Source organism: Hymenobacter lapidarius, from assembly GCF_001816145.1.
Classification (GTDB): Bacteria; Bacteroidota; Bacteroidia; order Cytophagales; family Hymenobacteraceae; genus Hymenobacter; species Hymenobacter lapidarius.
The window spans coordinates 141670-162521 of record NZ_MDZB01000109.1; the positions used below are offsets into that span (position 1 = coordinate 141670).

Consider the following 20852-nt stretch of genomic DNA (forward strand, 5'->3'; position numbering starts at 1 on the left):
TCCAATTTAATGCAAAAGCCGCTGGCCCAATGGACCAGCGGCTTTTTACCCGACCCAAAGTCGGTTGGATAGTCGGCTAGGCACCCGCCGATGGATTTTCGTCCATCAGCTTCACATTGCGAATGTCCTTCATATTGGCCGAGCCGTAAAGGAAGCAAATCGCGGCAATGACCACCGGGTACACCAGGCCAAAATAAATGCTGTTTTCCTTGAGAAACCCGCTGGGCTGGGAAGCCGCGTAAGCCACCATGGCGGTTGAAATAAGCGGCACCAGGCCACCAAAGATGCCGTTGCCAATGTGGTACGGCACCGAGAGCGAGGTGTAGCGAACTTTGGTTGGGAACAGCTCGACGAGGTAAGCCGCAATGGGGCCGTACACCATGGTCACGAACAGCACCAGGCAGAAAACCAGCGCTATCATGGGCAGCATCTGGTAGTCGTTGGCGACCATCACGGCGGGCACGGCCGCCACGGCGGTACCGGCTGCATCCACAGTGGCGGGGATGGCAGCGGTTTTTTCCACGGCTTGGCCCGCAAACTGCGTCAGACCGTAAAAAATCGGGAACGTAAACAGCACCCCGCACAGCATGCCGGTCATGATGATGCGCTTGCGGCCGATGCGGTCCGACAGGCTGCCGAAGTAGATGAAGAACGGGGTGGCGGCCAGCAAGGCCACGCACAGGATAATACTGGCCGGAATCTGCTCCAGCTTGAGCACCGTCTGCATGAAGAAGTAGGCGTAAAACTGCCCGGTGTACCAAATCACGCCCTGGCCCATGGTGGCCCCAAACAGGGCCAGCAACACCAAGCGGCGGTTCACAGGCTCCACGAAAGAGTCGCGCAGGGGCGACTTGCTCACGGTGCCTTCCTGCTTGGCTTTTTCAAACAAGGGCGATTCGTTCAGGCGCCGGCGGATAACGTAGGACGCTACCAGCAGCACCGAAGAAAGCAGGAACGGAATGCGCCAGCCCCATTCCTTAAACTCGGCATCGCCCACCGTGAGCCGGGTGCCCACAATCACGGCAATGCTGATGAAGAGGCCCACCGTAGCCGTGGTCTGAATGAAGCTTGTGTAGTAGCCGCGGCGGCTGTCGGGAGCGTGCTCCGCCACGTAGGTGGTGGCCCCGCCGTACTCGCCGCCCAGCGCCAGGCCCTGTACCACGCGCAGCAAAAAGATGAGAATGGGCGCAGCCACGCCAATGGTGGCGTAGTTTGGAACCAGGCCAATGGCAAACGTGGAGCCGCCCATCAGAATCAGCGTCAGCAGGAAGGTGTACTTGCGCCCCACCATGTCGCCGATGCGACCGAACACCACCGCACCAAACGGCCGCACCACAAAGCCCACCGCGAAGGCCGCCAGCGTGCTTAGCAAGGCCGCCAGCGGATTGGTTTTGGGGAAGAACTGCGTGGCAATGATGGTTGCCAACGAGCCAAAAATGTAAAAATCGTACCACTCAATGACCGTACCCACCGAAGAGGCCGTTATCACCTGCCATATTTTACTGGTAGGGGTGTTGTTGTTGTCGTGGATAACCGCGGTACCATCCGCAGGGGGCCCAAACGTGGAGGAAGTAGTTTTTTCCATTTTTCAAGCGAGAATGAATGATGCAGTGGATGAATCAGCTATGGTCAGGTCCTACAAAAACACCTGTGTCTGCATGGTGATTTCGGGGCGGTACTTAACGTTGTTGACGTTGGTAAAATCAGGCCGGGCGCGGTAGTTGATGGTGAATTTGGCGTTGTGGCTGTCGATGTAGAAGTTGGCACCCCCATCGAAAATGTTCACGTTCTTCTGGTCGCCGGAAGCAGTCTTCAGGCCCTCGTAGCCAGCCAGTTGGTAGGCAGCATAAGGCTGCACCCGCAACTTGGGGCCCAGCAGGTTTTTGGGCATAAGGAAGCCCGCCTGGGCATAGCCCACCTGGCCGGTACCCGACTGTGGCACGGCGTTGCCACGGCGCGAAGCATCACCCGACACAATGCCGTAGCCGGGGTTGGCCAGGCCGATGAAGCGCACATGGTTCGGGCCCATGTCGAAGTTGTAATACACCCCGTAGAAGGTGAAAGCCGTGCCCGCTTCCTTATTCACCGGCGTGTCATAGAAGGCATCAAGCGACCACAGGCCGATGTCGTGCTTCTGCACGCCGTTGGCTGCGTTGTTGAATGCGGCAATGCCCGTACCAGCCGCCGAAATACCGGCCGCGTCGAGCACGTTGTTGGTAGGCCGCGACACCATGCCGTCCTGGTTGTAGAAGAAGCCGCCGCCGAAATTCAGCACGCGCTTAGTGCCCAGGTAGGTGCCCACGTTGAAGGGCAACAGGTTGGACTCCTGGTCAAACAGCTCGTAGCTGAAGTAGCCCTGGTAGATATGGTTGGTACCCTGGGGACTGTATTGCGCGGTGTTGGTACCCCGGTTGGTGGCCGTGCTCCCTGTGCCGGTGGTAGCTCCCAGCCCCAGGGGCGTGCTGAATCCCCCCGTTTGGTTGGTCAGGAATGATTCGTTCACGCTCAGCGCGTAGTCGAGCTTGCCCACCCGGCCCTTGGCGTAGGCGCCTATGCCCCGGGCAAACTGGTCGATGGCCTCGATGGTGGGCCAGTTCGTGACCGGCGCGTCCATGGCCAGGTAGTTGAGGGTGCTCGACCGCGTCATGCGCGAAAGGCCGTTCTGGTAGTGCATGCCGGTGCCCAGGCTCAGGTACTTGTTCACCTTGAACTCCACTACCGCCTCGTGCACAAACAGCTGCGGTTTCTTGCCGTCGACGCCGGGCGCAACGCCGCCGCTCACGGCCGTCTGGTTGTTGATACCAAAGTGCGTGTATACTAGAAAACGCGGGTTGAGCTGGGCCAGAATGATGGCGCGCGAGCGGCGCAGTGCAAAGTCGAACTGGCTGTCCTGCGGCTTGCCGGCAGCCCGCGTGGTGCCGGTATTATTCTCCGTGTAGCGGGCGTACACCTGGTGCCAGGTAATGAAACGGAGGTACTTAGAGCCGTCGGCCGAGATGTTTACCTTCATGCCCGGCCCGTAGGGGACCGATTCGGTGGCAACTACCGGCGCGGATGGTGCGACCGGCTCGGCGGGTGGTGGTACCGGCTGGCTGCCGGCTGGCGGCGGCTGCACTTGCGCCGTAGCGGCGGTGGCGGCCAGCATCAGGCCGCTCAGGGCCAAAGCGTAGCGAGAAGTTCGCATAAGCGGAAAGAGGTTAGTTAGGGTGGGAACTGGCCAAATCAGGGAGGCGCACGCACCACCACCGATTTAGCAAGTCCTAAATAGCACCCGCCTTGCCCCGTAAGCTACCCGGCAGTGGTCGTTTTGCTAAACGCCTATAGCCCGCTACCTCCTACCCGGCCCGGAACCGCTCCCAGCGAATCACCATGAACTTGTCGCCCAGCTCCGTCACCACCATGCCGGCGCCTTTCAAATTGCTGGGCACCTGGAAAAACGCGGCCAGCTCGGCCTGGCTCATGATTTTATAGGTGGGGTGGTAATCGGTTTGGCGCGGCGCGCGCACCCCGTATTTCTTCACCCAGTTCATCACGCTCACGTGGCTCACGCCCAGCAGCCGCTCAATCTCGCGGTAGCTCACCCCTTCAATGTATAGCTGCAACGCCTTAATGACGTAGTAGGTATCTACTTCGCGGCCAATTTTGGCCACCGTGTAGTGGTAGCCACACGCCCGGCACTTGAACCGCTGCCGGTTGTTCACCACCCCACTTTTGGTGGCTTCCGATGATTCGCATTTGGGGCAGACCGGAGCAGTCATGAGGCGGTTATTAGCACGGGAGATGGGTAAAGCTACAGCTATTAAGCAAACATATACCTATTTAGCAAATAATCAGGTATTCGGAAAGATTAAAATATTCCAGCTTGGGCAGTAAAAGGCAGTTCTCGACCCGGCAAATCCTCATACCATATTGTAATTAATTGGTTAACGGAGTAGAGACGCACCCTTGCGTCTCGTCGTTGAACGATACATGCCAAACAGCGCAGACGATAAGACGCAAGGATGCATCTCTACTCCGGCCCCACGCCTGAACGACCAATGCCCTCTAGCTTTGACTATTCAAGCCGTTACCACGCCCCTAGCCCGTTATGTCAACTTCTGAGCCCACTTTTCACTCCATCACTCCCGCCGACCTCAAGCCCAGCGAGTGGCACCCCTTTATGGTGGGCGCGGTGGCCCCTCGGCCAGTGGCCTTTGCAAGCACCGTAGATGCCAACGGACGCGTGAACCTCAGCCCCTACAGTTTCTTCAACGCCTTTAGCTCCAACCCGCCCATCCTGGTGTTTTCGCCGGCCAACCGGGTGCGCGACAATACCCAAAAGCATACCCTGCAGAACGTGCGCGAGGTGGCCGAAGTCGTCATCAACATCTGCGACTTTGCCATGGTGGAGCAGATGTCATTGGCCAGCACCGAGTACGAGAAGGGTGTGAACGAATTCACCAAAGCGGGCCTCACAGAGCTGGCCTCGGAACTGGTGCGGCCGCCGCGCGTGGCCGAGGCTCCGGCCGCCTTTGAGTGCGTGGTGGAGCAGGTGATTGAGCTGGGCCAGAACAACGGCGCCGGCAACCTCATTATCTGCCGGGTGGTGCGGGCCCACTTCCGGCACGACATCCTGCTGCCCGACGCCACCGGCATCGACCCGTTCCGGCTCGACGCCGTGGCTCGCCTCGGCGGCGACTGGTACTGCCGGGCCAGCGGCGCCAGCCTCTTCGAAGTGCCCAAGCCCAACCGCCACATCGGTATCGGCATCGACCAGCTGCCCGAGCACCTCCGCAACAGCGACGTGCTCACCGGCAACGAGCTGGGCCGCCTGGCCAACATCGAGCGTAGCGCCCTCCCCACACCAGCGCAAGTCGAGGAATTCAACACCGAGCCGATGGTGGCCTACCTCCGCAATAAACACCGCGACGATGCCCCGGAACTGAAGGAGCAGCTGCTGCAGTTGGGCCGCCAGTTTCTGGCCGAAGGGCGCTTGGTAGAGGCATGGAAGGTACTGCTTAACAATGAAATAGAGCGGTAACACCTAGAAGCTGTTTGCGTTAGCAAAATGGTCGGGCTGAGCCCAGTAACCCTACCGCCTGCATGGTGCTGGAACTTCTTTTGGTAAAAATCAAAGATTAGGATAATTTCCGTTATGCCATTGGGGGCGGCGCGTGACGAACCTTGGGCCGAGCCGGTTACGTTCGCAAGGCGTCGGCCGGAGTTAGCAGCCCGGCCGGTCCGCGCAACTCCGCGGACCGCTGCGGAAGCTGTTGCCCCAGGCCGCGCCGGGGGGCACTCTACGGCGATGCCGACCACGACCCGGCCGCCGTAGTGCTGCGCGCCGTGGCCGAGGAGCAGCCCGATTTGCTGATTCTCATTGCCCGGCCCCGCAGCTTTTTGGGCCGGCTGTTTCATCGCAGCGTCACGGCGCAGGTGCTGCTGCTGCCCGCCAACGCCCCGAACCAGCCCGACTACATGCCGCCGATGAGCTAACTAACCGGGCCGCCATGCTGGCCGGGCAGCGCAGTGCTCTCAGTGCGTTATTCCAACCTAGCGTCACGGCCCAGCGCCTGTCATCCTGCCCCGTACCGGTGCTGGTGGTGCCCACGGCGGCGGCAGTTACCTTTACCGAAACGCTTGGCTTCGGTGCCGTCGCCGGCTATGCCACCACCGCACTCACCGGCCACACGCCGGCTTCCTGACGCATGACGCCCCTGAAACCCCTGACATTTGTTGCCTTTGCCGAGGATTCGGCGGCACCGAACCCCTGCCTGTGCTATGCCAGCACCCTGGCCCAAAGCGTGAACGGCCAGGTACTACAGTTGCGCGTGAGCGGACAATCGGGGACGACGCCCGGTACGCTGACGGCATTTCCCTTCGTGCCCGATAACCAGCAGTGCCAAACCAAGGCTGCCGAACCAGCCAGGGCCGCCCATGTGCTTCCGGAACTGCTGCCTGCCCTGGTGCAGGAATTGGCCGACCGGCACCACCCGCTTATGTTTGTGGTAAGCCAAGGTCTCCCTGAAAATGCCGGGGACGAGCAAGTAGTTGACACTTGTGCCGACCTGCTGCAGACTACTTACCCCGTGCTGGTACTCCCCCTGGCAACCCCCACAGACCAGGTGCCGCGCCGCATCCTGATTGCCGCCGACCGCGAACCGTTCCGACTGGCAGCCAATAGCTTGCCCCTACGTCAGCTACTGGCCCTGCCCCGTACCAAAACCATGATTGTGCACGTGGAGGGCGTGCTCGAAGACGGCCTGGGCTACGGCCTGGCCGAGAAAGCTGTGCTAAGCAGCCGCCTTCTCGATGGCTTGCCCGCTCCGGAGCTACACAAATATGAATACGGCAATTATGCCCATGGCCTGCTGGCCGCCGTGCAAGACACCCGCGCCGACCTGATAGTGTTGCTGGCCCGGCAGCGCAGCTACTTCAGTGAGTTGTTTCACCGCAGCGTCACAGCGCGGCTCCTGCAAACTTGCCCCGTACCGGTGCTGGTGCTGCCTACGGACCCCCGCCGCATCTGAATAATCGCCCGGCAACCACTTCATGCGCACTTTCGCAGTGCTTTTGAGAACGTTGGCATTGCTCAAAACAGCGGGCTCCACCGAGTGCCTCAATCTAAACAGGAACAACCCGGCCGGGCATCTTCATGATTTATAAATAGTTATTGACACGCAATTGGTCTGCCAGCAGAAACCTTATCAGCCACGCCTTTTGCCCTTGCCCGACACACTGCCCCCGCCGGGCTATACTGAAGCTGCCGTAACAGCCGCCCACGCCTGCCTCCTAGTTCTCCTTGGGGTGGTCAGCATTCAGGGCTTCGAAGCCGGATGCAACGGCGAATAGCTTCTCGTCGATGGCGCTTTGATGCCTGCGGTGGTACTGGTGGGCCAGCTCGCCCAATAGCCCGTCGATGCTTTTTTCGGCCCGTTGCATGGCTCGTAGGCGGCTGGCGGTTTCGCTGGCCAGCGACTCGGCGCAGGCCCGGAACAGGGAAACAAACAGAAACTCCCCGACAAGGGCCCACAGCGTAAAAACCTGCCCGCCGGCTACCTGAGGCTGCGATTTCGTAGGCCAGTGCAAGGCCTGCGGCTCCTGTTTCCATTGCGCATCCAGCGGCAACAGGCGCTGACACACCGGCGCGTACCCCGTGGCCTCCCGGGGCCGATTGTGGAAGATGTAGGAGGCAGTCAGGCTCCCGTTATCAAGGGCTTCCTGCGATTTCAGCAGAATCTGCGCTACCAACGGCGTGGTGGCCGTGATGGCCGTGGGCACCAGAAAATGCGTGGTTACGGGCAGGCCCACGTCGGTTAGCAGGTGCCGCACCCGTTCGCCTACGGTCCAGAGCTGCCCACTGCCCGGCAGGGCGCCGCCGGTGACGCAGTGCGCGGCCCACAGAAATTGCAGGGAGCTGTCCATAGAATTAGCAGAAGTACTGGCCCGAATAAAGCCCACCACAAGAGTACGGCCCTCCCAGCCCCGCAGCCTTGACGAAAGTCATCCCGATGGCTTGTCGTTGGACAAGGTTCTTGCTGTTGCTGGGCATTGGACGTGTGCCTGGCAACCCGGGCTAGTCAGGCCGGGTGTGGCCCTACTTGCCGGCACGGCTATTTCCCGGCCTCCTCCAGCTTACTGAGCAGCAGAGCCGCCATCAACTCGCCTTCGGGCAGGCCCTGCTGGCGCCACAGCTCGGCACCCTCGCGCAGGAGCACGAAGGCGGGCACGCCCTGCCCCTCGAAGGCATGCACCACGGCGGGGTGGCTGCCTTCGTCCACTTTCAGGACGTGAATAGCCGAGCCGAGCCGGAGTTGCAAGCCGTGCAGCAGCCGGTTGGTGGCCGTGCGCGCGAGCTGGCTTTCCTGCTGGACGCCGGAACCCACGGTGGGCAGCAACACCAGCAACATGGCGGGGTGCGCGGGCAGCAGGGGAAAAATGGCGGGGAGGAACATGAGCCAGTGGTGAGCGGCACAGTGACAGACAGCAAACTCATCGGATAAGTAGCTGTAAAATTACCTGCCTTCCCCACCGGCTCTTATGATGCACGTCAGGAAGCTGGGGTGACGTTTGTCAAGTCCGGTGGCGTAAGTTCGCGGTGCCTGCTGTCTTGAGGGCTTTCGCACCGCGACGTAACCGGCCGTCCTTAATTACACAACGGTTTAGGCCCAATAAGCTGAATGTGAAGAAGAAAGCCAAGGTCCGGCTGAAGGCCCACGCTAATGGCTGAAAGCCAGTGGCTTATTACTTAACACGTCCCCATGCCTATACTTCCGGTTGCCTACACGGCCGTACTCTCCGAGTTACTGTATGCCCATTCCGGGGAGATGGCGGGCATCTACGACCTTGACCTGCGCTGGTTTACGCACGTTAACCCAGCCGGCGTGGAGTTGCTGGGCTATCCCTCGGAAGAAGCGCTGCTCGCCGACCCCAACCACTCGCTCCGCATACCGCCCTTGACGCCCGAGCAGTGGCAGCACCTGTGCGACATCACCCGCCGCGAGGGCCACCACGAGCTGGAAGCCGACGTTCGCCGCCACGTGGGCGAGCCGTTCCGCGCCTATGTGAAACTGACGTACTTTGAAATAGAGGGCCGGTCCCTGTTTCTGGTCAGCATCACCGAGCACAGCCGGCTGCAACGGGCCGAGCGTGCCCTGGCCCACAGCGTGCGCCGCTTCGAGGCCGTGTTTACCAACGCCACGCTGGGCATTATCGTCTGCGACCAGCCGGGCCGCATCCTATCCGTGAATGCGCATGCCGAGCAGCTGTTTGGCTACGCCCCGGCCGAGCTGCTGGGCCAGCAGATTGAAGTGCTGGTGCCCGATGCCGCCGGCCGGCACCACGCCCAGCTGCGCCAGTCCTACAACGGCGACCCACAAGTGCGCCCCATGGGCCACAACCGCCCGCTGGCCGGCCAGCGCCGCGACGGCTCCGTGTTTCCCGTGGAGGCCAGCCTGAGCTATTTCTACCTCGATGAGGAGCTTTACGTGGTGGCCTACCTCGTGGACCTGACCGCCAAGCAAGCCGCCGAGCAGGAGCTGCTCGCCCAGCACCAGCGCGTAGCCCGCCTCAACGCCGAGCTGGAGCAAAAAGTGGTGGACCGCACCAATGCCCTGATGCTGACCCTGGAGCAGCTGGAAAACCGCAGCGAAGAGCTGGCCCTGGCCCTGCAGGCTGAGCAGACGCTGGGCGAGCTAAAGTCGCGCTTTGTGAGCATGGCCTCGCACGAGTTCCGCACGCCCCTCACGGCCGTGCTCTCCTCCGCCGATTTAATTGAGGAGTTTCCGGGCAGCCACCAGCAGGCCCAGCGCTGAAGTACGTCAACCACATCCGCACCTCGGTGCAGCACCTCAATACCATTTTGGAAGAGTTTTTGTCGGTGGGCCGCATCGAGGAAGGCAAAATTGAGGCCCACCCCGGCAACCTGAACCTGACCAGCCTGGTGCACGACACCGTGGCCGATATGCAGAGCCTGCTCAAGGCCGGCCAAGTCATCGACTGGCAGGTAGATTGTCCCATTCCGGTGCGGCTGGATGCTTCGCTGCTGCGCAAAATCCTGATGAACCTGCTCTCCAACTCGCTCAAGTACTCGGGCGAAAACTCCGTGATTACAGTGCGGGCCAGCTGCTTGCTGCAGGAGTTGACTATTACTGTAATGGACCAGGGCGTGGGCATATCCACCGAAGACCAGGCCCACCTGTTCGAGCAGTTTTTCCGCGCTCCCACTGTAGTCAGCGTGCCCGGCACCGGCCTGGGGCTGTATATTATTGCCAAATACCTGGAGCTGATGGGGGGCACCATCGACCTGCACAGCGTCCTTGATGAGGGCACTTTCGTCACCGTCAAGCTGCCCCTCGCTACGCCCGACTAGGGCGGTGCAGCACAATAAATGACCAGCCAGGGGTGAGGCGAACCGTAGAACGAGCCCCTAAACCGACCTTTCCAAACACCCTGTCATGGCCATCATCCTACTCATTGAAGACCACCAAATCATTCGGGAAAATACTGCCCAGCTATTGGAGCTGGCCGGCTACACCACGCTCACGGCCGAAAACGGTGAGCTGGGCGTGCAGCTGGCTCTGAGCACCCGGCCCGACCTGGTCATCTGCGACATTATGATGCCCGTGCTGGACGGCTACGGCGTGCTTCAGATTTTCAACCAGCACCCGCAGCTTACGGGCGTACCGTTCATCTTCCTCACCGCCAAAACCGACCGGGAAGACCGGCGGCGCGGCATGGCCCTGGGGGCCGATGACTACCTGAGCAAGCCGTTCGAAAAAGCGGATTTGCTCAGCGCTGTGAGCGGGCGGCTCAGCCGCTTTCAGCACCTAAAACCCGACTCTAACCCCGACGGGGAGCGCCTGGGCAAGTTCTTGGACGAAGCGCAGCAGACCGGCGACCTGGCCAGCCTCTCCCTGGACCGCAAACCCCATCTCATTCGCAAAAAACAGAATATTTACCTCGAAGGCGACGAATCGACTCGGCTCTACTACGTGCAGAGCGGCCGGGTGAAAACCGTGAAAACCACCGACAGCGGCAAGGAGCTGATTGTGGGTCTCTACGGCCCAGGCGAATTCTTCGGCTACCTGCCCCTGCTGCAGCTCACGCCCCACTGCGACTCGGCCATTGCCGTGGACGAGTCGGAGCTGCTCTACATTCCGAAGGACGATTTCACGGCGCTGCTGCTGCGCAACCCCGAGGTGGGCCAGCAGTTTGTGCGCCTGCTGGCCGGCCAGGTCAGCGGGCAGGCCGAGCTGCTGCTGGCCATGGCCTACAGCTCCATTCGGCGGCGCGTGGCCGGCACGCTGGTGCAGCTGCACCAGCAGCAGGTGGGCACCGACGCCGCCGAAACGGGCATCCAGCTTACCCGCGACGACATGGCCGCCATGGTGGGCACCGCCCCGGAGTCGCTGAGCCGCACGCTCAACGAGTTCAAGCAAGCCGGCTTCATCGCCCTCACTCCCAACACCATTCGGGTGCTGGAACCCGAGAAGCTGCGCCGGGCGCATTGGTAGCGTCGCGCCGGCCGGCGCTGGCTTCCGCAAGCTAATTCATACTCGGTGGTCGGGCACCGGTGCTCCGTCCACTTGACAAAACTCATCCTTCGGGGGTGAGTTTTGTCAAGCGTGGACGGAGCCGTTGTACTCAACTTTGAGTAGTGAAGCCAGGGAGCGCAGAGCAAAGCGCTACGCAGGCCCACACACTCTCACCACCAGTCGGGCTACCCGGCCTGATTAGGGCACCTATGAAATCTTCGCTCCTTTTGCTGCTTGTATTTCTCCTGTGGGGGCCGGCAGGGCGCGCGCAGGCCATTCCCGGAGACGAGGTGCCCCCACTGACCTTCGTGGCTCTGCAGCAGTTGTATCCGGAGGCCCGGCAGGTGAAGTGGAAACGTACCCAAGGCTGGTACCAGGCCAGCTACACCCAAAACCAGACACAGCACCTGGTCCGGTTCGATGCCAATGGCGACGTGCAGGCAACCGGCGACAATATCCCCATCGAAGCGCTGCCGGAACCTGTGCGCTACACCCTCACCAATCACTTTCCGAGCCGGAAATTTTGCCAGGCCAACAAGGTGGTGAACACCCACACTGAAGTCATTACCTACGAAATAGCCACTTGCGAGAGCTACCTCAGCCGGACCGTCACTCTCACGCCCAACGGCCAGAAAGCACCCCGCACGCACAGGTGGTGAAAAAGGGGCGCGTACCAGGCGCAAGCCCTCATTTTGGCGCGGCCAGCGTACTGCGCAGCAGCAGATAACCCAGCGCACTGGCGCAGGTAGACCCCACCAGCACAGCCAGCTTGGCCGTGTCGGTATCGGACGAGTAGTGGCCCAAGGCCAGCAGGGTGATGAAGATGGACATGGTGAACCCGATGCCCGCCAGAACGCCTACCGCCCACACCTGCCGCCAGCTCACGCCGGGCGGCAGCGCGGCCCAGCCCAGGCGCACGGTCAGCCAGCACAGGGTTCCAATGCCCAGGGGCTTGCCCACCACCAGTCCCACCAGAATACCCAGCCCCAACGGCGTAAACAAGCCCTGCACCGCCGTGGGCGCAATCACCAGGCTGCTGTTGGCGAAGGCAAACAGGGGAACAACGAAGAAGGCCACCAGCTTGTGCAGCTGGCCCTCCAGGCGCTGGGCCGGGGAGCTGCTGAGGCGGCCCAGCACCTCCATCTCGGCGCTGATGCGGTGCGGGTCGGCGTCTTTCCAGTGCGTTTTGTTGCGTAGCCGGCTTAGCTGCTGGTTCAGTCGTTGCAGCATGTCGGGGCGCGGCCGGGTGGCCCGGTAAGGAATAGCCACGGCCAGCAGAACGCCCGCCAGGGTGGTATGAATGCCCGATTCGAGCATGAAGTACGTGAGCACTACGCCCAGCGGCAGAAAGGCCCACAAGCTTCGGAAGCGCAGATAATTAAAGAACAGCAACAGGCTCCAGGTGCCAAAGGCCAGGTAGAAGTAGTGCAGGTGCAGGGTTTTGGTGTAGAAGACGGCGATGACGATGACGGCCCCCAAATCATCGACGATGGCCAGGGCCATGAGAAACACCTTGAGGCCCAACGGCACGCGCGGCCCCAGCAGCTGCAGCATGGCCAGGGCAAAGGCAATGTCGGTGGCAATGGGAATGCCCCAGCCGCCGGCCGTGGGCGTGCCATAATTCAGGAGCGTGAACAGCAGCGCCGGCACCAGCATGCCGCCCAGCGCCCCGGCTATGGGCAGGGCCGCCTGGTGCAGCGAGGCCAGTTCGCCCCCCAGCACTTCGCGCTTGATTTCCAGGCCCACCATCAGAAAAAACAGGGTCATCAGCCCGTCGTTCAGCCAGTCCAGCAGCGTATGGTCCAGCACCACGTGGTGCAGGGTAATGCGCAGGTGCTCGTTCCACACGCCCGGGAAATACTTAGCCGGGCCCCAGTTGGTGTTGGCCAGCAGCAGGGCCAGCGCGGCACTGCCCAGCAGCAAGAGGCAGCTGGCCGCCTGGCTCCGGAAGAAATAGGCGAAAGGCCGTATCAGCGGACGGAAGAATCGGATATTCGGCATGGCAGTCGGGTGGTAAGCAGCGCCTGTCAGCCCATTGGCACAACGCGCTGAGCACGGCGAAAGAAACGCTATTTAGTTGGCATGGCCAGTTGGCAAGGAAGGGCGTGGGAACTGATGTTGCGGCACCGGAGCCACCCCGCGCCGGCGAATGATGAGCTTCTGGATTTCTACCACCCAGAACACCACACTGGCCACGGCCACGGTAATGCCCAGCTCGGCCAAGGTGAGCGGCTGCGTGCTGAATAGCTCGTTGCAGAAAGGCACGTACAGGATGACCAGGTGCAGGCCCGCGGTGAGCACCACCGCCCCCAGCATGGCCTTGTTGGAGAGCAGGCCAAGGCTGAAAATGGACTCGCGCCGCGAGCGGATGGCCAGCGACATGCCCAGCTGGCTAAAGCAGAGCACCGTGAAAGCCATGGTTTGCCAGTGCGGCAGGCCCTGCCCAATGGCCCAGGCCTGCGTGGCAATGGTGAGGCCGCCCACCAACAGCCCGATGAGCAGAATAAACCAGCCCAGGCCATCGGCGAAAATGGTCTGGCGCGGGTCGATGGGCGGGCGCCGCATGCTGTTTCGCTCCGATGGCTCGTAGGCCAAGACCAGGCCGGGCAGGCCGTCGGTTATCAGGTTAATCCACAGCACGTGAATGGCCAGCAGCGGCACGGGCAAGCCGAAAAACGGCGCGCAAAACAAGGCAAATATTTCCCCCGCACTGCCAGCCAGAATGTAGCGGATGAACTTGAGGATGTTGTCGTAAATGCGCCGCCCGTGCCGCACGGCCTCCACAATGGTCGCAAAGTCGTCGTCGAGCAGAATCATGGCCGCTGCCTCTTTAGCTACCTCCGTGCCGTTGATGCCCATGGCAATGCCAATGTCGGCATTTTTAAGGGCCGGGGCGTCGTTCACGCCGTCGCCGGTCATGGCCACAAACTGGTTCCGGGCCTGCAGGGCACTGATGATGCGCAGCTTCTGGGCCGGGTCGACGCGAGCGTACACGCGCACCTTTTCCACGATGGCCGCAAAGCCGGGCTCGTCCAGGGCCGTCAGCTCGGGGCCGGTCATCACCAGCTCAGCTTCGGAAGAAACGATGCCTAGCTTCTCGGCAATGGCCTTGGCCGTGAGCTTGTGGTCGCCGGTAATCATAACGGGGATGATGCCGGCCGTTTTGCACTCGGCCACGGCCTGGCGGGCCTCCTCGCGGGGCGGGTCCAGCAGGCTGGCGAAGCCCAGGAAGGTGAGGCCGGTTTCCACGGTGGCCGAGGAGAGGTCAGCGGGCAGCTCAGGCAGCATCTTGGCGCCGTAGGCCAGCACCCGATAGCCCTGCGCGGCCTGCGCATCCACGCGCTGCTGCAGGTCGGAAATGCCGGCCTGCTGGCTGTTGGTGAGCTGTGTATACAGGGAGCCGGCGGCCCCTTTGGTGAGCACCAGCACGCCCTGGGCGGTTTGGTGCAGCGTGGTCATGCATTTGCGGTCCGAGTCGAAAGGCAGCTCGGCCACGCGCTCAAACTGCTCTTCCAGCGCGGGTCGGGCGTAGTCTTGCTCGGCCGCGTACCGGGCCAGGGCCACTTCGGTGGAGTCGCCCAGCCACTGGTTTTCAGAGTCGCAGGCGGCATCGGTGTTCAGGGCCATGGCCGTGAGCAGGGCATTAAGGTCGCCCAGGCCGGGCAGCGCTACCTCGGGCACCTCGTAGAAGTCCTGCACCGTCATCTGGTTAAGGGTGAGCGTGCCGGTTTTATCGGTGCAGATGTAGGTAACCGAGCCCAGCGTTTCCACGGCCGGCAGCTTGCGGATGAGGGCGTGGCTTTGCATGAGCCGGCCGGCCCCCAGCGCCAGCGATACCGTAACCAGTGCCGGCAGCGCCTCGGGCAGCGCCGCAATGGCCAGCGAAATGGACACCAGCAGCAACTCTTCCCACCCATCACCCCGCAGCCAGCCCACCCCAAAAAACAGCCCCCCCACCACCAGCGCCACCACCGACAGGCGCTTGCCCAGCGTGCCCAGCCGCTTCTGCAGCGGCGTCACTACCTCGGCGGTCTGGATGAGGGCGGCAATCTTGCCCAGCTCGGTGTGCATGCCGGTGGCCACCACGTAGGCCGTGGCCCGTCCGTTGGTCACGAACGTGCCCTTGTAGCCCAGGTTCAGCCGGTCGCCGAGGGGATATTCGCCGGGCGGCAGCGCCTCCATGGTTTTTTCCACGTTGGTCGATTCGCCGGTCAGCGACGACTCGTCCACTTTCAGCGCGTGGGTTTCCAGAAAGCGCACGTCGGCCGGAATCACATTGCCGGCTTCGAGCAGGACCACGTCGCCGGGCACCAGCTCGGCGGTGGGCACTTGCTGCGGCTGGCCGTCGCGCAGCACCAGCGCGTGGCTGGCGGCCATTTTTTGCAGGGCCTCCATGGCCTTGTCGGCCCGGTATTCCTGCACAAACCCGATGAAGGCGTTCAGCACCACAATGGCCAGGATGACGTAGGCCGACTTGGCTTCGCCAATGAGCACCGATACCCCAGCCGCGGCCAGCAGTACCAGAATCATCACATCGGCCAGTTGGTGCAGCAGCAATTGCCAAATGGTCTTTTCCTGCGCGTCTTCCAGCCGGTTGGGGCCGTGCTCGGCCAGGCGCTGCTTAGCCGTAGCCGCATCGAGGCCGGCTGGCGAAGCCGCCAGCGCAGCAGCTACATCGGCTACGGAGGTCAGGTAATACTCCATAAAGGAGGCGTTGATTGAAAGATTTAGGCAACCACGCCCGCGCCGCAAGGGCGCCGTGCATGGCCGGCTGCAACGCGGCCAGCGGCCCTACGCCGCTCGTTGTCGGGTATACGCAGGCCGGGGTGCTAAAGTCGGGCGTGGCGCCAAGAACGGCGAGTTGGTCATTACCCCCCGCTTTCTCGATACACCAAGCTGCCGGGGATGAGGCATGTCACTGGTTCGCGCTATCGGTCAGATTTCGCAGCCGGCGCAGGTGAAAAGGGTTGGCCTTGTAGCTTCAGGCAATGATGGGGAGCACCAGCACGGGCACCGGGCTATGCAGCAGCACTTCGGCCGTCACGCTACTATGAAACAGCTTGCCCCAGAAGCTGCGGGGCCGGTGTAAACTTCCCCCTAAGAAGCTGTTTGAGTTAGCGTAGAGTGGTTGTAGAGACGCAAATATGCGTCTCGTCGGCCGCGCCGTCAGGGCCGTTCACGTGGCATTGTTCAAGCGTCCTAGTTCAACGACGAGACGCAAAGATGCGTCTCTACGCTGCACCAGCGGCCTTAAATACTAAGTCAAACAGCTTCTAAAGTGAGCCTGTCAAAACCAGAGTCCGTCTAAAAAATCAAGCACTTCAAAAAACGCTGCCCCACTACCCTAATTGCGCACGGCAATCAGCAGGCCCAACTCCTTGTACCGCATGTTGAATTTCTTCGCAATCATGGCGTTGGTCAGTGAGCCGCGGTAGATATAGACGCCGCTGCGGAAATGCTCATTAGTGAAGAGCACCTCGTTGATGCCCCCGTGTTGGCTGATTTCCTGCAGGATGGGCGTGAAAATATTGCTCAGCGCGTTGGTGGCGGTGCGGGGCACGCGCGAGGCGATGTTGGGTACGCAGTAGTGCACCACGTCGTACTTGCGGAATACGGGCTTGCTGTGGCTCGTCATCTCGCTCGTCTCGAAGCAGCCGCCCTGGTCGATGCTCACGTCGATGATGATGGAGCCGGGGGCCATGCTGGCCACCATTTCCTCGCTCACCATGAAGGGAATGCGGCCGTCCTCCACGGATAGCGCCCCGATAACCACGTCGGCCCGGCGGATTTGCTGGCTCAGGGCAAACGTGTCCAGCGTGCTGGTGTAGAGCTGCATGCCCAGGTTGTGCTTGAGGCGCCGCAGCTTATAAAGGTGGTTGTCGAACACCTTCACCTCGGCCCCCAGGCCGGTGGCGGCGCGGGCGGCGTACTCGGCCACCGTGCCCGCCCCCAGAATGACCACCTGCGACGGCGGCACGCCCGTGATGCCTCCCAGGATAATGCCCTTGCCCTCGTTGGAGCGGGCCAGGTACTCGGCCGCAATCAGCATGACCGTGGAGCCGGCTATTTCGCTCATGGCGCGCACCACGGGGCGGGCGCCGCTCGGGTCCTTCATCAGCTCGAAGCCGATGGCGTTGATTTTTTTGCGGGCCAGGGCCATGATGTATTCCTGGGTCATGGAGCCCATCTGCAGGGCCGAAATCAGGGTTTGGCCTGGGTGCAGCAGCTCGATTTCTTCGAGCGTGGGCGGGGCCACTTTTAGCAGCACGTCGGCCTTGAACACCTCCTCGGGCGAGTAGGCAATCTGGGCGCCGGCTTCGGAAAAAGCGTGGTCGGCGTACTTGCTGGGCTCGCCGGCACCGGCTTCCATAACTACTTCGTGGCCTTCGGTCACGAGGTGCTGCACGGCTTCGGGCGTCAGGCCAATACGGTTTTCCTGCAGGGAAGTCTCCCGCGGCAAGCCGATGAACAGCTTGCGCTTACGCGTTTCCACGGCCAGCATCGATTCCTGGGTGAAATAGGCGCGGCTCGTGGCCAAAGACTCAAAACCGGAAGGTAGCTGTTCGGCCATAACATGAATAGAATTAAAAATTATAAATTAATGATTCAAAATCAGTGATTTACACACCGGTTCTCAACCTTTAATTAACCAATTTCTGATTCTTAATTTATAATTTTCAAGTGAATCTCACGGGCTTCGGCGCTCAGCACGTCAATGCGGACTTCGAGTCGGGGCGTGGGCAATAACGCCGCCACCCGGGCGGGCCATTCCACCAAACAAAGATACCCGGAATCGAGGTACTCGGAAGCACCGATTCGCACTGCTTCGTCGATGGAATCAATCCGATAGAAATCAAAGTGATAAACGGGCTTATTGTTGCCGTCGCGGTATTCGTTGACCAGGGCAAACGTGGGGCTGCTCACTTCGTCGGTCACGCCCAGGTAGCAGGCCAAAGCCCGGATGAGGGTGGTTTTGCCAGCGCCCATCTCCCCTTCCAGGGCTATTACGCAGCAGTCGGCGGCGGCAATGGCCGCGTGCAGCTGCCGGGCGGCCGCCGGAAGCTGGGCCAGGGTGGGCACAAGGATGGTTTGGGGGAACATGCAGCGAAATTACCCGCTACGGCCGAGATGCCCGCCGGCGCTCTTGGATTATCAACGCCAATCCAGCACCTTTACACTTTAGGGCCGGGCTTAACGTGTTCAGTTCAAGAGGCAATCACTGCTTTGGGAGTTCCCTCCCGGGGAGTCCGGCCGTCGCCTTTTCATTCACCGCAGCCCGGTTCTATTTGCGCTTTCTACTTCTACCCAGTTCTTCTTTCATGCCCTACGTTGCCCCGGCCCGGCCTGGCTTTGCGCCTCCTTCTTATTTACGTTGGTCGTTGCTGAGCGTGGTGCTCGCTGCGCCGCTCTCGCTGCTGGCCCAGTCGCGGCCCGCCCTCACGGGCACCGTGGGCGGCACCACCGGCGCCCCCATTGAATACGCCACCGTCACCCTGCACCGGGCCGCGGATTCTGCGGTTGTCAAAACGGAGTTCAGCGATGGGCAGGGCGCTTTTCGCCTTGAAGCCGCGAGCGGCCGCTACCTGGTTTCGGCGGCCCAGGTGGGTTTTGAGCGGTACTGGAGCCCGGTGCTGGCGCTGCCCGCCGAGGGCCTGACGCTGGGGGTCCTAAAGCTGACCGCCAGCCAGGCCACGGCCCTCAGGGAAGTGACCGTGAAGAGCCGCAAGCCGCAGTTTGAGCGCCTGGCCGACCGCACCATTGTGAACGTGGCCGACAGCCCTCTATCGGCCGGGGCCACTACCCTGGACGTGCTGGGCCGCTCGCCGGGCGTGACGCTGGACGCGGGCGACAACCTGAGCCTGCGGGGCCGGCAGGGCGTGCTGGTGGTCATCGATGGCAAGCGCCAGCCCATGACTGGCGCCGAGCTGGCCGACTACCTGCGGGCCCTCCCCGCCGAGCAGCTCCAGAGCATTGAGCTCATCACCAACCCACCCGTGCAGTACGACGCTCAGGGCGGGGCCGGGGTCATTGCCATCAACCTCAAAAAAGACCAGCGCCTGGGCACCAACGGCAGCGCCAACGCCAGCTACGGCCGCGGCGAATACGGCAAGTTCACGAGCGGCCTATCCCTGAATCACCGCACCAAAAAGGTGAATGTGTACAGCACCTACGCCTACACCAACCGAAACGGCTTTGTACGCCTCTATGCAAATCGGCGCTTTCTGGCGGAGCCGCAACGACTAGTGGCCAGCGGAATTATTGACAACGAGCAGCTAACGGAGCTGCAGTCGCACACCGGCCGGCTGGGGCTGGACTATGCCCCTTCTAAAAGAACCACGCTGGGCATATCGGTGTCCGGGCTGGCTAGCCAGACGGATACCCGCATCGACAGCAAAGCGCAGTTTTTCGGGGCAGCCAGTGAGCCCACCGACCGGTACACCTCCCTCGGCGACCAGGATATTCGCCGGCCCAACGGCGCGGCCAACCTGAACCTGCGCCACGCCTTTGCCGACTCCGCCACGGCCCGCTCGCTGGCCGCCGACGCCGATTATGCCCGCTACCGCACCACCCGGCTGCTAGCCCTCAACACCACCTTCGAACAGCCCTTCCGCCCCGCGGCCCTGCTGGACGGGGACCAGCGCAGCCGCCTCACTATTCAGTCCGTGAAGGTGGATTTCAGCGAGCCTCTGCCCTACCGCGCCCGCCTGGAAGCCGGAGCCAAAGTAACGCAGGTAACCTCCGACAACGACGTGGCATTCGTGCGAACCACGAACGGCGTGGCGGTATTAGACGCTAACATCTCGAATCGGTTTCGCTACGATGAAAACGTGAACGCGGCCTACCTGAACCTCAAGGGCAAGCTGGCCAGCAATGCCCTGCAAGTGGGCGTGCGGGCCGAACAAACCAATACCCTGGCGGAGGTGGAAGGCGGCACTTCGCGGGAGCGGCACTACCTGCAGCTGTTTCCGAGTGCTTCGCTGCAGCGCAAGCTCAGCGAGCGGCACGCGCTGACCCTGTCTATTGCCCGGCGCATCGACCGGCCCAGCTACGCGCAGGTGAATCCGCTGCGCGCCTACTTTGATGCCACTTCCTACCGGGCCGGCAACCCCGACCTAGTGCCCCAAACCAGCTACAACTTTGAGGTTTCGCACACCTACCGCCAAAAGTTTACCACGGCCCTGGCCTACGCCCGCACCGACCGGCCCTTCGTGAACGCAGTGCAGCCCTCCGACGACGGTGGGCGCGTGGTGGTGAACCGCGACGTAAACCTGAGCACCCAGCACCTCTACACGCTAACTCTGACTGCTCCGTTGGAGCTCACAAAATGGTGGACGCTGTACGCCAACGGCTTTTTCTACTACAACCGCTACCAGGGCCAGCTCTCCAACACCCGCCTCAACCGCGGCCAGGCGGCCTGCAACCTCACCACGAACAACAGCTTCACGCTGCCCAACGGCTGGTCGGCGGACCTGAATGCCTTTTACGAATCGCGCGAAGTGTACGGGTTCCAGCTGGTCAGGCCCCGGGGCCAGGTAGCAGCCGGCGTGCAAAAAAACCTCTGGAAAAAGCAGGGCACCTTCCGGCTGAACGTGGCCGACATCTTTTACACCACGCCCGTCACGGCCACCTCCACTTTTACCAATTTCACCGAAACCTTCACCTCGGCCCAGGACAACCGCGTGGTGACGGCCGCCTTCACCTACCGCTTCGGCAACAGCAAAGTAGCCAGCGCCCGCCGCCGAGCCGCTGGCGCCGAAGAAGAGCTGCGCCGCGCCGCCGGGCAGTGATATCTCGCAGTTACAGCCGGGTAGAGACACGACATCTTCAGGGTACTTC

General features: G+C 61.9%; 17 protein-coding genes. 8 read left to right on the top strand and 9 right to left on the bottom strand.

Features of this window, described 5'->3' with window-relative positions:
* Positions 1-76: 76 nt before the first annotated feature.
* The 3 genes from BEN47_RS11770 to BEN47_RS11780 form a co-directional block, all read right to left on the bottom strand.
* Positions 77-1585 (bottom strand): MFS transporter, encoded by a 1509-nt coding sequence (locus tag BEN47_RS11770; protein WP_083322355.1) that lies wholly within the window; start codon positions 1583-1585, stop codon positions 77-79.
* A gap of 51 nt (positions 1586-1636) precedes the next feature.
* Complete coding sequence (locus tag BEN47_RS11775) at positions 1637-3184, bottom strand: hypothetical protein (protein WP_239691574.1); 1548 nt, start codon at positions 3182-3184, stop codon at positions 1637-1639.
* A 151-nt stretch (positions 3185-3335) separates the two neighbouring features.
* The gene (locus BEN47_RS11780) at positions 3336-3758 is read right to left on the bottom strand and encodes an IS1/IS1595 family N-terminal zinc-binding domain-containing protein (protein WP_070728604.1); all 423 of its coding nucleotides are present in this window, start codon (positions 3756-3758) and stop codon (positions 3336-3338) included.
* A 329-nt stretch (positions 3759-4087) separates the two neighbouring features.
* Here BEN47_RS11780 and BEN47_RS11785 point away from each other — a divergent pair, with 329 nt between their 5' ends.
* From BEN47_RS11785 to BEN47_RS11800, 3 genes are all read left to right on the top strand, one after another.
* Positions 4088-5020: a flavin reductase family protein gene (locus tag BEN47_RS11785; RefSeq protein ID WP_070728605.1), complete on the top strand. Its 933-nt coding sequence runs from the start codon at positions 4088-4090 to the stop codon at positions 5018-5020.
* A gap of 143 nt (positions 5021-5163) precedes the next feature.
* A complete protein-coding gene (locus tag BEN47_RS11790) occupies positions 5164-5475 on the top strand; it encodes a universal stress protein (RefSeq protein WP_070728606.1) in 312 nt (103 codons plus the stop codon).
* A gap of 212 nt (positions 5476-5687) precedes the next feature.
* Positions 5688-6509 carry a universal stress protein gene (locus BEN47_RS11800; RefSeq protein ID WP_070728608.1) on the top strand — a complete coding sequence of 274 codons (822 nt, stop codon included), beginning with the start codon at positions 5688-5690 and terminating at the stop codon, positions 6507-6509.
* Between the two features lie 262 nt (positions 6510-6771).
* Here the strand turns inward: BEN47_RS11800 and BEN47_RS11805 are convergent, their stop codons facing one another.
* Both BEN47_RS11805 and BEN47_RS11810 read right to left on the bottom strand, forming a co-directional pair.
* Complete coding sequence (locus BEN47_RS11805; protein WP_070728609.1) at positions 6772-7404, bottom strand: F0F1 ATP synthase subunit gamma; 633 nt, start codon at positions 7402-7404, stop codon at positions 6772-6774.
* A gap of 188 nt (positions 7405-7592) precedes the next feature.
* Positions 7593-7934 (bottom strand): YbbN family protein, encoded by a 342-nt coding sequence (locus tag BEN47_RS11810; RefSeq protein ID WP_070728610.1) that lies wholly within the window; start codon positions 7932-7934, stop codon positions 7593-7595.
* A 306-nt stretch (positions 7935-8240) separates the two neighbouring features.
* Here BEN47_RS11810 and BEN47_RS11815 point away from each other — a divergent pair, with 306 nt between their 5' ends.
* The 4 genes from BEN47_RS11815 to BEN47_RS11825 all read left to right on the top strand — a co-directional run bounded on the left by BEN47_RS11815 (position 8241) and on the right by BEN47_RS11825 (position 11674).
* Positions 8241-9293 carry a PAS domain-containing protein gene (locus BEN47_RS11815; protein WP_239691575.1) on the top strand — a complete coding sequence of 351 codons (1053 nt, stop codon included), beginning with the start codon at positions 8241-8243 and terminating at the stop codon, positions 9291-9293.
* 26 nt (positions 9294-9319) lie between these two features.
* Positions 9320-9850 carry a sensor histidine kinase gene (locus BEN47_RS22075; RefSeq protein ID WP_239691576.1) on the top strand — a complete coding sequence of 177 codons (531 nt, stop codon included), beginning with the start codon at positions 9320-9322 and terminating at the stop codon, positions 9848-9850.
* An 85-nt stretch (positions 9851-9935) separates the two neighbouring features.
* The gene (locus BEN47_RS11820; RefSeq protein WP_070728611.1) at positions 9936-10994 is read left to right on the top strand and encodes a response regulator; all 1059 of its coding nucleotides are present in this window, start codon (positions 9936-9938) and stop codon (positions 10992-10994) included.
* A gap of 230 nt (positions 10995-11224) precedes the next feature.
* On the top strand, positions 11225-11674 hold the full coding sequence (locus tag BEN47_RS11825; RefSeq protein WP_070728612.1) for a hypothetical protein: 450 nt from the start codon (positions 11225-11227) through the stop codon (positions 11672-11674).
* A 28-nt stretch (positions 11675-11702) separates the two neighbouring features.
* Here the strand turns inward: BEN47_RS11825 and nhaA are convergent, their stop codons facing one another.
* The 4 genes from nhaA to tsaE form a co-directional block, all read right to left on the bottom strand.
* On the bottom strand, positions 11703-13016 hold the full coding sequence (gene nhaA / locus BEN47_RS11830; protein WP_070728613.1) for a Na+/H+ antiporter NhaA: 1314 nt from the start codon (positions 13014-13016) through the stop codon (positions 11703-11705).
* 72 nt (positions 13017-13088) lie between these two features.
* Positions 13089-15719: a cation-translocating P-type ATPase gene (locus BEN47_RS11835; protein WP_070728614.1), complete on the bottom strand. Its 2631-nt coding sequence runs from the start codon at positions 15717-15719 to the stop codon at positions 13089-13091.
* Positions 15720-16359: 640 nt separating this feature from the next.
* Positions 16360-17586 carry an alanine dehydrogenase gene (locus tag BEN47_RS11840; RefSeq protein ID WP_070728615.1) on the bottom strand — a complete coding sequence of 409 codons (1227 nt, stop codon included), beginning with the start codon at positions 17584-17586 and terminating at the stop codon, positions 16360-16362.
* Positions 17587-17678: 92 nt separating this feature from the next.
* A complete protein-coding gene (gene tsaE, locus BEN47_RS11845) occupies positions 17679-18116 on the bottom strand; it encodes a tRNA (adenosine(37)-N6)-threonylcarbamoyltransferase complex ATPase subunit type 1 TsaE (protein ID WP_070728616.1) in 438 nt (145 codons plus the stop codon).
* A 218-nt stretch (positions 18117-18334) separates the two neighbouring features.
* Between tsaE and BEN47_RS11850 the strand changes: the two genes are divergently transcribed.
* Complete coding sequence (locus tag BEN47_RS11850; RefSeq protein WP_083322356.1) at positions 18335-20803, top strand: TonB-dependent receptor; 2469 nt, start codon at positions 18335-18337, stop codon at positions 20801-20803.
* The last annotated feature ends 49 nt before the right edge of the window (positions 20804-20852 follow it).

Coding starts and splice junctions, on each gene's coding strand:
- BEN47_RS11770 (WP_083322355.1), bottom strand. CDS start 1,585: ATGGAAAAAACTACTTCCTCCACGTTTGGGCCCCCTGCGGATGGTACC.
- BEN47_RS11775 (WP_239691574.1), bottom strand. CDS start 3,184: ATGCGAACTTCTCGCTACGCTTTGGCCCTGAGCGGCCTGATGCTGGCC.
- BEN47_RS11780 (WP_070728604.1), bottom strand. CDS start 3,758: ATGACTGCTCCGGTCTGCCCCAAATGCGAATCATCGGAAGCCACCAAA.
- BEN47_RS11785 (WP_070728605.1), top strand. CDS start 4,088: ATGTCAACTTCTGAGCCCACTTTTCACTCCATCACTCCCGCCGACCTC.
- BEN47_RS11800 (WP_070728608.1), top strand. CDS start 5,688: ATGACGCCCCTGAAACCCCTGACATTTGTTGCCTTTGCCGAGGATTCG.
- BEN47_RS11805 (WP_070728609.1), bottom strand. CDS start 7,404: ATGGACAGCTCCCTGCAATTTCTGTGGGCCGCGCACTGCGTCACCGGC.
- BEN47_RS11810 (WP_070728610.1), bottom strand. CDS start 7,934: ATGTTCCTCCCCGCCATTTTTCCCCTGCTGCCCGCGCACCCCGCCATG.
- BEN47_RS11815 (WP_239691575.1), top strand. CDS start 8,241: ATGCCTATACTTCCGGTTGCCTACACGGCCGTACTCTCCGAGTTACTG.
- BEN47_RS11820 (WP_070728611.1), top strand. CDS start 9,936: ATGGCCATCATCCTACTCATTGAAGACCACCAAATCATTCGGGAAAAT.
- BEN47_RS11825 (WP_070728612.1), top strand. CDS start 11,225: ATGAAATCTTCGCTCCTTTTGCTGCTTGTATTTCTCCTGTGGGGGCCG.
- nhaA (WP_070728613.1), bottom strand. CDS start 13,016: ATGCCGAATATCCGATTCTTCCGTCCGCTGATACGGCCTTTCGCCTAT.
- BEN47_RS11835 (WP_070728614.1), bottom strand. CDS start 15,719: ATGGAGTATTACCTGACCTCCGTAGCCGATGTAGCTGCTGCGCTGGCG.
- BEN47_RS11840 (WP_070728615.1), bottom strand. CDS start 17,586: ATGGCCGAACAGCTACCTTCCGGTTTTGAGTCTTTGGCCACGAGCCGC.
- tsaE (WP_070728616.1), bottom strand. CDS start 18,116: ATGTTCCCCCAAACCATCCTTGTGCCCACCCTGGCCCAGCTTCCGGCG.
- BEN47_RS11850 (WP_083322356.1), top strand. CDS start 18,335: ATGCCCTACGTTGCCCCGGCCCGGCCTGGCTTTGCGCCTCCTTCTTAT.